9 protein-coding genes and 2 pseudogenes are annotated in these 12,663 nt (G+C 69.7%); 2 read left to right on the top strand and 9 right to left on the bottom strand.

The window, feature by feature from the left end:
- Both RB628_RS09040 and RB628_RS09035 read left to right on the top strand, forming a co-directional pair.
- The coding region (locus RB628_RS09040) for a CoA transferase (protein ID WP_318319786.1) at positions 1–738 on the top strand (738 nt) is incomplete at its 5' end.
- Positions 739–927: 189 nt separating this feature from the next.
- Positions 928–2,316 (top strand): OFA family MFS transporter, encoded by a 1,389-nt coding sequence (locus RB628_RS09035; protein WP_318319785.1) that lies wholly within the window; start codon positions 928–930, stop codon positions 2,314–2,316.
- 146 nt (positions 2,317–2,462) lie between these two features.
- Here RB628_RS09035 and RB628_RS09030 read toward each other — a convergent pair whose 3' ends face one another.
- From RB628_RS09030 to RB628_RS08985, 9 genes and pseudogenes are all read right to left on the bottom strand, one after another.
- A complete protein-coding gene (locus RB628_RS09030; protein WP_318319784.1) occupies positions 2,463–3,509 on the bottom strand; it encodes a sugar phosphate isomerase/epimerase in 1,047 nt (348 codons plus the stop codon).
- Between the two features lie 260 nt (positions 3,510–3,769).
- Positions 3,770–3,946: pseudogene (locus tag RB628_RS09020) on the bottom strand (xylose isomerase); the annotation flags it as partial.
- A 3-nt stretch (positions 3,947–3,949) separates the two neighbouring features.
- Positions 3,950–4,798, bottom strand: a complete 849-nt coding sequence (locus RB628_RS09015) for a TatD family hydrolase (RefSeq protein WP_318319783.1) — start codon at positions 4,796–4,798, stop codon at positions 3,950–3,952.
- A complete protein-coding gene (locus RB628_RS09010) occupies positions 4,798–5,280 on the bottom strand; it encodes an EboA domain-containing protein (protein ID WP_318319795.1) in 483 nt (160 codons plus the stop codon). The genes RB628_RS09015 and RB628_RS09010 overlap by 1 nt, the downstream gene beginning before the upstream one ends.
- Positions 5,281–5,433: 153 nt before the next feature.
- Positions 5,434–6,450: pseudogene (locus RB628_RS09005) on the bottom strand (sugar phosphate isomerase/epimerase family protein); the annotation flags it as partial.
- Positions 6,378–7,610, bottom strand: coding sequence for an inositol-3-phosphate synthase (locus RB628_RS09000; RefSeq protein WP_318319782.1), 1,233 nt, complete (start codon positions 7,608–7,610; stop codon positions 6,378–6,380). The gene RB628_RS09000 and the pseudogene RB628_RS09005, both read right to left, overlap by 73 nt.
- Before the next feature lie 90 nt (positions 7,611–7,700).
- Positions 7,701–9,059, bottom strand: a complete 1,359-nt coding sequence (locus RB628_RS08995; RefSeq protein ID WP_318319781.1) for a ThuA domain-containing protein — start codon at positions 9,057–9,059, stop codon at positions 7,701–7,703.
- Positions 9,060–9,071: 12 nt separating this feature from the next.
- On the bottom strand, positions 9,072–11,567 hold the full coding sequence (locus tag RB628_RS08990; protein ID WP_318319780.1) for a PQQ-dependent sugar dehydrogenase: 2,496 nt from the start codon (positions 11,565–11,567) through the stop codon (positions 9,072–9,074).
- 85 nt (positions 11,568–11,652) lie between these two features.
- The gene (locus RB628_RS08985) at positions 11,653–12,657 is read right to left on the bottom strand and encodes a sugar phosphate isomerase/epimerase family protein (protein WP_318319779.1); all 1,005 of its coding nucleotides are present in this window, start codon (positions 12,655–12,657) and stop codon (positions 11,653–11,655) included.
- Between the last annotated feature and the right edge of the window lie 6 nt (positions 12,658–12,663).

Genomic DNA, 12,663 nt, shown 5'->3' with positions numbered 1-12,663 from the left:
ATCGGGGACTCCGGGACCGGCATCCACGCGGTGGCCGGCATCCTCGCCGCGCTGTTCCAGCGCGAGACGACCGGGCGGGGGCAGCGGGTGAACGTGGCGATGCAGCACGCGGTGCTGAACCTGTGCCGGGTCAAACTGCGCGACCAGCAGCGTCTGGCCCACGGTCCGCTGGCGGAGTACCCCACCGAGGACTTCGGCAACGAGGTACCCCGCTCCGGCAACGCCTCGGGTGGCGGTCAGCCGGGCTGGGCCGTGCGGTGCGCGCCGGGCGGCCCCAACGACTACGTGTACGTCATCGTCCAGCCCGTCGGCTGGGAACCTCTCACCCAGTTGATCGGCCGGCCCGAACTCGCCCACGACCCCGAATGGGCCACCCCCGAAGCCCGCCTGCCCAGACTGGCCAAGATGTTCCAGCTGATCGAGGAGTGGTCCTCCGCCCTGCCCAAGTGGCAGGTCCTGGAACGCCTGACCACGCACGACATCCCCTGCGGACCGATCCTGTCCACCAGAGAGATCATCGAGGACAGCTCACTCGCCGCCAACGACATGATCGTCACCGTCGGGCACCCCGAACGCGGGCCTTTCACCACGGTCGGCAACCCCCTCAAACTCTCCGACTCCCCCACCCACATCACCACCCCACCCCTCCTGGGCCAGCACACCGAGGAGATCCTCGTCGGCGAACTCGGCCTCGGTGACGAGGAACTGCGCCTGCTCAGGGCGAGCGGGGTGATCTGACGTGAGGTCCTTGGAACGCACCACAAAGGGGCGGACCCTCCCGGGTGTTGGGGGGCTGTTCATGACGTAACCAGGCGCGGGGGGCGGGCGACGGTGCGCGTCGGCCGGCCCCGGGACCCATGCGCGCACGAAAGGCATTTGGACAGGGGGCGCTGGCCAGATCTTTCGACGCAAGGAGTCTTCACCACGATGACAGCCATCGACTACTCGACGTCCGTCCCGTACCGGGAGGTGACGGACCACAACGGCCGCATGTACCGCATCGGGGAATCCGATGTCGACATCATGGGACGTAAGCGCAAGTGGATGGTCATCCTGCCGTGGATCGGCATGATGGGCATCAGCTCGGCCGAGTACGCGTTCGCTTCGGCCGAGGACACCCTGCACATCGCACACAGCTGGAACGACGGGCACATCTTCTGGATGCTCGGTGTCTGGGTGTTCTTCCAGGCGGCTGTGGCCTTCCCCGCCGGAAAACTCAGGGAAAGCGGAAGACTGCCCGCACGCTGGGCGATGATGCTCGGCGCACTCGGCACCTTGCTCGGATATCTGTCCCTCGCGTTCGCTCCGCATGTGATCGTCGCGTACGTCGGGTTCGGCATGTTCAGCGGTATGGGTGCCGGCATGGTCTATGCGACCTGCGTGAACATGGTCGGCAAGTGGTATCCGGAACGCAAGGGAGGCAAGACCGGCTTCGTCAACGGCGGTTTCGCCTATGGTTCCGTGCCGTTCGTCTTCCTCTTCACCAGCTTCATGGATCTGACGAACTTCCGCTGGGTACTTGTCTCGGTAGGTGTCTTCCTGGCCGCGACGGTAGCCGTGGCCGGCTCCTTCTTCCGGGACCCGCCGAAGAACTGGTGGCCCGCCGAGGTCGACCCGCTGCGGCCCCCGGACGATCCACGCGCCCGCCGTGCAATGGCGATGAACCCGCCCGCCGTCAAGCAGTACACCCCGGGAGAGGCGTGGCGGACCGGGCGGGTCGCGCTGATGTGGTTCTGCCTGCTGTGCACCTCGGGCGTGAACATCTTCGGCATCGCCTTCCAGGTCGAGATCGGCGAGGAGGCCGGCTTCGCGGGCGGAATCGTCGCAACGGCCATGTCGATGAAGGCCATCGTCAACGGCACCGGGCGGGGTGTGATCGGCTGGCTGTCGGACCGTTACGGGCGCAAGCGGTGCCTGATCTTCGTCTGTATCGTTCTCGGCCTTTCGCAGTACGCCATCCTGTGGTCCGCCGACATGAAGAACCTCCCGCTGTTCCTGCTCTTCTCCAGCATCTCCGGGTTCGGCGGAGGCGCCATCTTCCCGATGTTCGCGGCGATGACGGCGGACTACTTCGGTGAGAACAACAACGCGTCCAACTACGGTCTGGTTTACAGCTCCAAGTTGGTGTCCGGCCTGCTCGGAGCCGGCATGGGAAAGGTCGTGGTGGACAACTGGGGCCACAACGGGGCATTCACTCTGGCCGGCTCGATCTCGCTGTTCGCCGCATGCATCGCGCTCTTCCTGACCCCACCAGGTCGGCCGAACCAGAAGCGTCTGACGGCCAACCCGATGCCGACCAGCCGGGACGGGGACTAGGTTCGCCAAGCAGTTCGACAGGCGCTCGGCCGGGGTTTCCCCGGCCGAGCGTTTCCCGTGGGCGGAGCTGGGCCCGTCTTCGCAGGCGGAAAGCGGTCGGCCCCGGGGCCTTGGGCACCCGGGGCCGGTCACACCGCGGCCGGCGGCTACTCGCCGCACTTCTCGCGAAGCGAGTGCAGATGCTGGCTCGACCTGCGGGCGAAGGCGAACGACTCGACGGGATTGTCGTGTTCGGCCTGCCAGTGGTGCGCCAGGCGGTGGCCGCGCAGCCGGGTGACACCGGAGATGAACCGCTGGTAGTCGATGTCTCCGTCGCCGACGTCGGTCATGCGGTAGCCGTACTGGCTGCCCGGGTCGCTCACGCCGTCCTTCACATGGAAGAGCGGATACCGGTCGGGCTGCCTGAGGACGTAGTCGAGGGGTTCGAAGGGCGCCGGTGTGCCGTCAAGGCGCTTCGAGAAACGGAACTGGCCCGAGTACGCCCAGAAGATGTCCATCTCCAGGTACACGAGCTCGGGGTCGGTCTCGGCGAGCAGTACGTCGTAGAGCCGGACCTTCGGGTTGTCGGTCGCGAAGGAGAACTCCTCGGAGTGGTTGTGCTGGTAGAACTTCATGCCGCGTGCCCTGGCCGCCGCGCCGTACGTGTTGAACTCCTCCGCGGCCCGCTTCCAGGCGTCGACGGTGGAGCCGTAGCGGAACGGGTTGGAGGCGGTGCCGATGTGCTTGAGGCCGAGGGCCTGGGCATCGTCGAGGACCTTGTCGAGGTTCTGCGCGAAGGTGTAGGCGTTCGGGTCGCTGGAGTAGTAGCCGACGTGGCTGCCGATCGGGTTGAGGCCGTGGTTGCGCGCCAGTCGCTTGAGCTGGGCGAGGGTGATGGGGCCCGCGGAGCCCTGGGTGTATCCGGCGAACTCGACCTCGTCGTACCCGTACTTCTTCAGTTCGGCGAAGACGGGCGCGAAGCCAAGCGTGGAGACCTTGTCGCGCAGGCTGTAGAGCTGGATGCCGAGCCGGCCGGGCGGCAGGACGGGACGGCCCCGGCCCGCGCTGCCGGACGCGGTCTCGGTGGCGGCACCGGCGGGGGACGCGGCGGCGCCCAGGAACGCGGCAGCGGTGGCGCCCGTGGCCACGCCGATCATGCCTCGTCTGCTGAGGCGGTGGGTGAGGTCGGGATCAGTGTGGTGCGTGCGGCTCATGCCTGGACTCCTCGGGGATCGGAGGGCGTTGTCAGTGGTGAGTGCTTCACTGGTGACCAGTCAGGAGAGACCGGCCGGTCGGAGCCGGAGTGCTGTCACGTCGGTGGCCGTGGTGCGGCCGTCGACGGCACCGGGGGGGGTGGGCAGATGGGGGTGGAGCAGATGAGGAGCGGGCTGTCGTCGTCGCTCGTCGGGAAGCGGCCGTGGGTGCCTCGAAGAGGCCGGTCGTAGTACGTGAGCCGGGCGTCCGGCTTCGCCGGGGCGGCGCGTTCGCCCAGCCACAGTCCGATGCCCAGCCGGTCGCGCCGGAGGCGTCGGCGCACGGGTTCGCAGTGGTCGTGGAGTTGGGCGAGGACACCGATGAGTGTTTCCGCTGGGTGAACGTTGGTGCAGTGGGCGAGGTGGACGGTGGAGCCGTCGAAATGGCGGAAGCGCATCGTTCACTCCCCGCCGCGCAGCACGGAGTTGCCCTCGTGGGTGGCGTCGGTCGCCTCGACTTCGAGGTCCAGCCTGCCGCTGAGCCCGTAGAAGGCGACTGGATTGCGCCACAGGACGCGGTCGACGTCGTCCTCGGTGAAGCCCTCCGCCAGCATCAGGTCGCCGACCCTGCGGGTTTTGAGGGGGTCGCTTCTGCCCCAGTCTGCCGCGGAGTTGACCAGCACCTGCTCGGGCCCGTGGCCGCGGAGGATCGCGACCATCCGCTCCTCGTCCATCTTGGTCTCCGGGTAGACCGAGAAGCCGAGCCAGCAGCCGGCGTCCTTGGCCTCCTTCACGGTGGTCTCGTTGAGATGGTCGACCAGCACGCGTTCCGGGGGCAGGGCGGACTCCCGAACGGCGTCGAGGGTGCGGCGCAGGCCGGCGAGCTTGTCACGGTGCGGGGTGTGGACGAGCGCGGGCAGGTCGTGATCGGCGGCGAGCTGGAGCTGGGCGGCGAGTGCGGTGTCCTCGGCGGGGGTCATCGAGTCGTAGCCGATCTCGCCGACTGCGACGACCCGGTCCTTGACGAGATACCGGGGCAGTTCGTCCAGGACGGGGACGCAGCGGGGGTCGTTCGCCTCCTTGGGGTTGAGGGCGATCGTGCAGTGGTGCGCGATGCCGTACTGGGCGGCGCGGAAGGGTTCCCAGCCCAGGAGGGAGTCGAAGTAGTCGAGGAAGGAGGCGGGCGAGGTGCGCGGCTGGCCGAGCCAGAAGGCGGGTTCGACGACGGCGCGGACACCTGCGGTGTACATGGCCCGGTAGTCGTCGGTGGTCCGTGACGTCATGTGGATGTGGGGGTCGAAGATGCGCATCAGGACTCCTTGACCGGTGGCGTCGTCAGGGCCAGGACGCGGTACAGGTCCTCGGGGACGGGACGGCCGGCGGCGGTGCGTTCGGCCGCGTGGTCGTCGAGCATGCGGGCGAGTTCCGGATCGGCGTGGGCCCGGTGGTGAAGGTCGGCCACCGTGTTGACGGGCACTCCGGTGAACAGGCACTTCAGCACGGCGTGGCGCCAGTTGTGGGCGTCCAGGTGACGCGCGGCGTACGGGCCGACGGCTGCGGCGACGAGGCGGGTGTCGTTGGTGCGCAGGGCGTCCTCGACGAGGGGGAGGGCGTCGGGGCCGGGGACCAGGTGGGGCAGGGCGTGCAGGACGGCTCGGCGTTCGGCGGCGGTGCCCTGGTGGTAGACGCGGGTAAGGGCGTCCGGGCCGGCGTGGGCGGCGTACAGGATCAGGACGCGTACGGCGTCGGCGTGGTCGGTGCCGCAGCGGCGGCCGGCTTCGGCCAGGCGCAACTCCCAGGCGGAGACGGGGCCGTGGGTGCCGGAGTGGGCGGCTGCCTCGTCCAGGGCGAGGGCGAGCCACGCACGGGCGGCCTCGTCGAGGTGAGCGGTGACCTGGGTGCGGAGTTCGGCCGGCGGCGTGAGGGAGAGGGTGCTGTCGGCCGCCGGGGTGCCCGGTCCGGCGTGGGACCGGGTGCGGAGGAAGCGGAGGGAGTGTTCGGCGTAGTGGGGGCCCGCGTGGGAGTGGCGCGGGAGTTCGACGACGGTCAGGCCCTGGTAGCCGGTGCCGGACAGCGCGGCGAGGACGGGCGGGAAGTCGATCTCTCCGTCGCCGAACGGAAGGTGTTCGTGGACTCCGTGGCGCATGTCCTCGATCTGGACGTGACGCAGCCAGGGTGCGGCGGCGCGGACGCAGTCGGCCGGAGAGAGCGGTTCGAGGCACTGGCAGTGACCGATGTCGAGGGTGAGGCCGAGGGCTGCCGGGCTGTCGAGTGCGTGCCGGAGGTGGTGGAAGTCGGCGATGGTTGCAAGCAGATGGCCGGGTTCGGGTTCGACGGCGAGCGGGATGCCGGCTGCGGTGGCCGTGTCCAGGACGGGGGCGAGGGCATCGGTCAGCCGGTGCCAGGCGGTGTCCGGGGTCGTGTCTGCGGGGGTGATGCCGCTGAAGCAGTGCACGGCATGGGCGCCGAGGTCGGCGGCGACTCGTACAGCTCGAAGCAGGAGGTCGACGCGTCGTGAGCGGTCGTCCGGGTCCGGGTCGAGGAGGGAGGGGCCGTGTTTGCGGCGCGGGTCGAGTACATAGCGGGCGCCGGTTTCCACGGTGACACCCAGGCCGAGGGTGTTCAGGCGGCGGGCGACCTGTCGGGTGCGGGCGGGGAGGTCGGCGGCGAGCGGGTCGAGATGCATGTGGTCGAGAGTCAGGCCGACGCCGTCGTAGCCGAGGTCGGCCAGCAGGCCGAGGGCGTCGTCGAGGCGGAGGTCGGTGAGACCGTTGGTTCCGTAGCCGAAACGGAGCGGGGCGGTGGGGTCGTGCGGTGCCCCGGCCCGGGCCTGTTCCCGGCGGCCCCGGCCCCGTACACCGCCCCGGGGTGTCGCGTCGGGTGGCGTGTTCACCGGCGTTCCCCCTCCCCGTCGGACGGTCGCCCGCACAGGGGCCCGGTCGGGAAGCGGCGCTCCGCCCAGGTGTCCGCGTCCCGGCCCGGCCCCTCACGCGCCCTATCGCCCCGAAGCCGCGCCGCGAACCCCGCCAACTCGGCGTACTGCTCCCCCAGCCCCGACGGGCCGTCGCCCACCGGGTCCTTGAAGTAGAAGCCGAGTTCGCTCAGGGGGCCGGAGAGGCCGGCTTCGTGGGCGCGGGCGGTGAGGCGGGCCAGGTCGAGGACCAGGGGGGCCGCCAGGGCCGAGTCGCAGCCCTGCCACGTGGTCTGGAGGATCATGCGGGTGCCGAGGAAGCCGTCGAAGGCGATGTGGTCCCACGCGGTTTTCCAGTCGCCGAGGGACGGGACATCGTCGATGTGGACCACGCCCTCGGGTGTTGTGCCGAGGGTGTCGGCGAGGACGCGTTCCTTGCCCGCGTTCTTCGCCGCCGCCGCGGCGGGGTCGGCGAGGGACGCTCCGTCTCCTCCGCCGAGGAGGTTGGTGCCCGACCAGGCGCGGACCTCCAGGGCTCGTTGTGTGAACATCGGCCCGAGGACAGACCTGAGCAGTGTCTGGCCCGTCTTGCCGTCCCGGCCCGCGTAGGGCAGACCGCTCGTCGCCGCCGTGGGGGCCAGCGCGGGGTGGTGCAGTCCCGTCGACGGGGTGAAGTTGACGTACGGGCAGCCCGCGCGCAGGGCCGCCGCCGCGTACAGGGAGCTCGGCGGAAGCGCGGAACCGGTCGGGGTCGGTTCCGTCGAGGCCACGTTCACCACCACCGCCCGGGTCAGGGCGTGGCGTCGTACGAAGTCCCGGATGTCCGAGGCGAAGGCCGCCACCAGGTCGTCCGGGGTTCGGTTCGTATCACCCGGAGTTGGGGCGCCGGGCCTGATCTCCCGGTCCGCGGCGGCCAGTTCGGAGGCGATCGCCGATGTGAGGCCGTACGGCAGGACACCTGCCGCCGTCAGCGCTTCCGCGCGTTTGGGCAGCGGGCAGTCCACCGTGTCGTGGCCGCCGAAGACGAGGGAGGACAGGGGTGGGAGGCCGCAGTCCGTGAACGGGGGTGTTTCGGTGACCATGCCCGTGGGACGGTGCAGTCCCGCTGTCATGGCGGCGCAGCCCGCGACAACGGTGGTGGCGACGGAGCCGCGGGCTCCGACCAGCCATACCCCCACGCGAGTTCGAGGATGAGACGACGACGTGGACATGGGCAGCCTCCTTGTCGTTCACACGCCCCGGCGGCAGGCCGGGGGGGGAAGGCGGCGGGCGGGAGTCCGGCGTCTCCCGCCCGCCGCCGCTCAGTCGCCCGGAGCGGCCGGGGTCGCCGGCGCGGTCACGGACAGTTCCCTGATCCGGATGTCGCGGAAGGACACCTGGTCTTCGGGCCCGTGGTTCTGGATGCCGACATGGCCGTCCCGCAGGCTGCGGGACGGATCGGTGTTGGTGAAATCGTTGATCTGCACGCCGTTGAGCCAGACGCGGAGCCGTTCGCCCTCCACGCGGATCTCGTACGTGTTCCACTCCCCCGGCGGATTCAGCGCGCGGTCGCGCTTCCTCAGGTCGGCGGAGCGGAAGCCGTACACGGCCCCGGTGGTGCGGTCGGGGGCGTCGGTCGCGTCGATCTGGATCTCGTAGCCCTCGGTGACCGCCGACCATGGATCGTCCGAGGGCGGGAAGCCCACGAACACACCGGAGTTGTCGTCGCCGTGGGCCTTCCAGTCCAGCTTCAGCGAGTAGGCGCCGAAGCTCCGGTCGGCGTACCAGAGCATCCCCATCCCGCCCGACGATGTCAGCGTGCCGTCGTCGGAGAGGGTGAAAGTGCCCGGGCCCGCCTGTTTCCACCCTGTCTGTGAGGTGTCGTCGAAGAGCGGCTGGTAGCCGTTCTCCGGGCGGCAGTCCGCCTGGGCCTTGCCGGCAGCCCAGCGGAGTCCGCCCAACAAATGCTGGCGGAGGGCGGGTTCGGCGTACGCGGACGACAGGTGGCCGACGCCGGTGTAGAAGGAGCGTCCGCCCGCGTAGTTCTGGCACCAGGCGATCGGGTGGTCGCCGTTCATCGTGCCGCCGCTGTACGACGACTCGTCGAGGGATGCCAGGACGCGGACCGAACTCCTGGGATTTGAGCGGTAGTTGTACCACTCGTCCGTACGGTTCCAGTCCGCGCCCAGGGCCGAGGTCGCCGGGTGGGCGTGGTCCTCCACCTCCATCCGGGCCGGCTGGATCGCCGGGTGTCCCTGGAAGTAGGCGCCGACCAGGCCGCCGTAGAACGACCAGTCGTATTCCGTGTCGGCCGCCGCATGGATGCCCACGTAGCCGCCGCCGTGATGGATGTAGCTCTCGAAGAACCGCTGTTGACGGCCCGTCAGCACGTCGCCGGTCGTCGAGAGGAAGACGACGGCCGCGTACCGGCGGAGGTTCGCCGGGTTGAACGCGGTCGCGTCCTCCGTCGCGTCGACCCTGAAGCCGGCGCTCGTGCCCAGCTCCTTCAGGGCGGCGATGCCGTCAGGGATCGAGTCGTGCCGGAAGGCTGCCGTCCTGGAGAAGACCAGCACCCGGTCGGCGTGCTGTGCGGCGGGCTTGGAGGCGGCCGGGGTCGACACGCTGCCGAGGAGCAGTGCCGTGCCCGCGACAGCGGTGATTGTTCGGCCTGTTGGTCGCATGGCTCACTCCTCTCAGCGTGTCGTGAAGGTGAAGTCGTCCACCTCGTACAGGTCGCCGCTCGCCGCTCCCCTGAAGACCAGGTAGAAGGTGGTCGTGCCCCGGGGGGCGTGGGACAGGGTGGCGGTGACGTCCTGGTAGGTGTCCCAGCCGCCGGTCGCCGGTACGGTCGCCCGGCCCAGCACCCGGCCGGTGGGTGAACCCGCGCGGATCTCCAGCCTGCCGCCCGCGCCGGCCGAGGCGACGCGTGCCGTGAACGACTCGGCGTTGCCCAGGGCGTACGGCGTGAAGGCGATCCAGTCGCCGTTGTCGATGTCGCCGACGGTTTTGCCGCCGTTGGCCGCCGCTCGTGAACTCACCGCTGTGCCCGTGGAGTTGTTGAAATGCTCGGCCTGTCGGTGAGTTGGCTGGAGGACGTTCTGATCATGGGTGGTCAGGGGTGCCTGGCCGCCGCCTCCGAGGTCGGTGTACTGCGCGTCGAAGACCCCGAAGATGTTGGCGTTGGGGTCGTGCCCGCCGTCGGCGCTGGTCTGGATGGTGCCGGAGCAGCCCTTCGCCGAGGTCTGCGGGTGGCCGTGGCTGTCGTGACCGAGGATGAAGGTGACCTCGACCTTCGAGCAGTCGATGCTCCGGCCGTCCTCGCGGTCGGTGACCTTCACCTTGAACGGGATGGCGTCACCGAACGCGAACAGCTGACCGTCCTTCGGGAGTTGGAGGACCACCTCGGGAGCGGTGTTGCCGACCACTATCTGGACGCTCGCGCTGCCCGTGCGGCCGGAGGGGTCCTCGGCGGTCACCGTCGCCGTGTACGTCCCGTTCTTCTTGTACCTGTGGGAGGGGTTCGCCGAGGTCGATGTCCCGCCGTCGCCGAAGTCCCAGCTGTAGGTGAGGGCGTCGGCGTCCTGGTCGGTGGTGCCGGCGGAGGAGAACTTCACCCGCAGCGGGGCCTGTCCGGAGGTGACGTCCGCGGCGGCCTGGGCGACCGGGGAGTGGCCGTCGGTGGCGTTCTCGATGCGGTAGAGGGCGGAGTGCTCGTCGCCGCCGAACCACGAGATGCCGTAGTCGAGGACGTACAGCGCGCCGTCCGGTCCGAAGGCCATGTCCATCACCTGGGTGCCGGTCCACGGAATGTCGTTGATGGACTGGACGGCCCCGTCGGCGTCGCTGCTGATCCGCTTGATCCAGCGGCGGCCGAACTCACCGGCGAAGAAGTCACCGTCGTACGCCTCGGGGAACTTGACCGGGGAGTCGAGCGAGGGGTCGTAGTGGTAGACCGGGCCGCCCATCGGTGACTCGGAGCCGTCGCCGAACTCCGGCAGGGACGCGCCGTCGTACGGGATCCAGGCGGCCTGCGCCGGCGGAAGGTCGGTCAGGCCGGTGTTGTTGGGCGAGGTGTTCTTCGGTGCGGCGCAGTCGAAGGCGGCGCCCGATGTCCCGGTCGCGAAGTCGTAGTCGACGTAGGGGTCGTTGGCGCCGGTGCAGTACGGCCAGCCATAGTTGCCGGGGCCGGGGACGCGGGCGAACTCGACCTGTCCCGCGGGGCCCCGGGCCGGGTCGGCCGCGCCCGCGTCGGGACCGTACTCGCCGATGTACAGGACGCCGGTCGCCTTGTCGACGCTGAAGCGGAACGGGTTGCGGAAACCCATCGCGTAGATCTCGGGGCGCGTCCTGTCCGTGCCGGGCGCGAACAGGTTGCCGTCCGGGACGGTGTACGAGCCGTCCGCGTTGACCTTGATGCGCAGGATCTTGCCGCGCAGGTCGTTGGTGTTGCCGGACGAACGCTGTGCGTCGAAGGCCGGGTTGCGGTTGGCGCGCTCGTCGATGGGCGTGAAGCCGTCGGACTGGAAGGGGTTGGTGTCGTCGCCCGTCGACAGGTACAGGTTGCCCGCCGCGTCGAAATCGATGTCGCCGCCGACATGGCAGCACAGGCCGCGTGAGGCCGGGACATCGAGGATCTCCGTCTCGCTGGCGTTGTCGAGCGTGCCGTCGGCGTTGAGGACGAACCGGGAGAGCCGGTTGACGCCGTCGAAGGGCGCGAAGTCGGCCGCGGTGCCCGTCTCGGGGGCGTCACCCGCCGGGGTGTTCAACGGGGGCGCGTAGTAGAGGTAGATGAAGCGGTTGGTGCTGAACTGCGGGTCGACGCCAATGCCTTGGAGGCCCTCCTCGTCGTGGGAGTAGACGTCGAGCTTTCCGGCGAGCCGGGTGTTTCCGGCGGCGTCGGTGATGCGGAGTTCGCCGTCGCGCGAGGTGTGCAGGACCGAACGGTCCGGGAGGACGGCGAGCGACATGGGCTCGCCGACCTCCGGTTCCCCCTTGGCCAGGGTGACCTGCTGGAAGTCCTCGGCGGCTGCGGGCTCGGCGACGGCTGCGCCGGCCTGGGGTGCTGCCAGGGTCAGTGACGCTCCCGCGAGCATCGCGCCCGTGAACAGGGCGAGCGCTCTGCGGACTTGGGGGTGTCGTCTGCGACTCCCGATTCTGCCGGTGCTGGTGGTGCCGTCTTTCGCGTGCACGAATGCCTCCAGAATGGGGCTCGTTGTACATGCGGGTGCGATACGCCGGGGTGCGCCGTCACCCCGGAACAAATTCAGGAACGGCTCAGTCGTTGCTGCCGAACGCCGCGTCGAACGAGGCCGACGGCGGTTCGAAGTCGTACGCCTTGAGGCGGGTCAGCGCCTCGGGGGCGCCCTGGAGCCGGTCCATGCCGGCGTCCTCCCACTCCACGGAGATGGGGCCCTGGTAGTTGATCGAGCGCAGCATGCGGAAGACGTCCTCCCAGGGGACGTCGCCGTGGCCGGCCGACACGAAGTCCCAGCCTCGGCGCGGGTCGCCCCAGGGCAGATGCGAGCCGAGGCGGCCGTTGCGGCCGTCGAGCCGTTTACGGGCCTCCTTGCAGTCGACGTGGTAGATCCGGTCGCGGAAGTCCCACAGAAAGCCGACCGGGTCGAGGTCCTGCCACACGAAGTGCGAGGGGTCGAAGTTCAGACCGAAGGCGGGTCTGTGATCAACTGCCTCCAGCGCACGCCGAGTTGTCCAGTAGTCGTAAGCGATCTCACTCGGGTGGACTTCGTGTGCGAACCGCACACCCTGGGCGTCGAAGACATCAAGGATCGGGTTCCAGCGGCCGGCGAAGTCCTGGTAGCCGCGGTCGATCATCGACTCGGGGGCGGGCGGGAACATCGCGACCAGGTGCCAGATCGCGGAACCGGTGAAGCCGATGACGGTGTCGACGCCGAAGGCGGCGGCGGCCCGCGCGGTGTCGGCGATCTCGGCAGCCGCCCGCTGCCGCACCCCTTCCGCGTCGCCGTCGCCCCAGATTCGGGTGGGCAGGATCGCCTGGTGCCGTTCGTCGATGATGGCGTCGCAGACGGCCTGGCCGACGAGGTGGTTGGAGATCGCCCAGCACTTGAGGCCGTACTTGTCGAGGAGTTGGTGGCGGCCCGCCAGATAGGAGGGATCCGCGAGGGCCTTGTCGACCTCGAAGTGGTCGCCCCAGCAGGCGAGTTCGAGTCCGTCGTAGCCGAAGTCACGGGCGAGGCGGCAGACCTCTTCGAGAGGCAGGTCGGCCCACTGGCCGGTGAAGAGCGTGAAGTCGCGCGGCATTCTCGT

It is taken from the genome of Streptomyces sp. ADMS (genome assembly GCF_033441795.1).
In the GTDB taxonomy this organism is placed as follows: domain Bacteria; phylum Actinomycetota; class Actinomycetes; order Streptomycetales; family Streptomycetaceae; genus Streptomyces.
Note: the sequence above shows the minus strand (reverse complement) of the source record. Positions and strands in the feature narration are given on the sequence as shown.

What these genes read in the sequence shown, in the direction of transcription:
- RB628_RS09035 (WP_318319785.1), top strand. Translation starts at nt 928, where the DNA reads ATGACAGCCATCGACTACTCGACGTCCGTCCCGTACCGGGAGGTGACG.
- RB628_RS09030 (WP_318319784.1), bottom strand. Translation starts at nt 3,509, where the DNA reads ATGAGCCGCACGCACCACACTGATCCCGACCTCACCCACCGCCTCAGC.
- RB628_RS09015 (WP_318319783.1), bottom strand. Translation starts at nt 4,798, where the DNA reads ATGCGCATCTTCGACCCCCACATCCACATGACGTCACGGACCACCGAC.
- RB628_RS09000 (WP_318319782.1), bottom strand. Translation starts at nt 7,610, where the DNA reads ATGTCCACGTCGTCGTCTCATCCTCGAACTCGCGTGGGGGTATGGCTG.
- RB628_RS08995 (WP_318319781.1), bottom strand. Translation starts at nt 9,059, where the DNA reads ATGCGACCAACAGGCCGAACAATCACCGCTGTCGCGGGCACGGCACTG.
- RB628_RS08985 (WP_318319779.1), bottom strand. Translation starts at nt 12,657, where the DNA reads ATGCCGCGCGACTTCACGCTCTTCACCGGCCAGTGGGCCGACCTGCCT.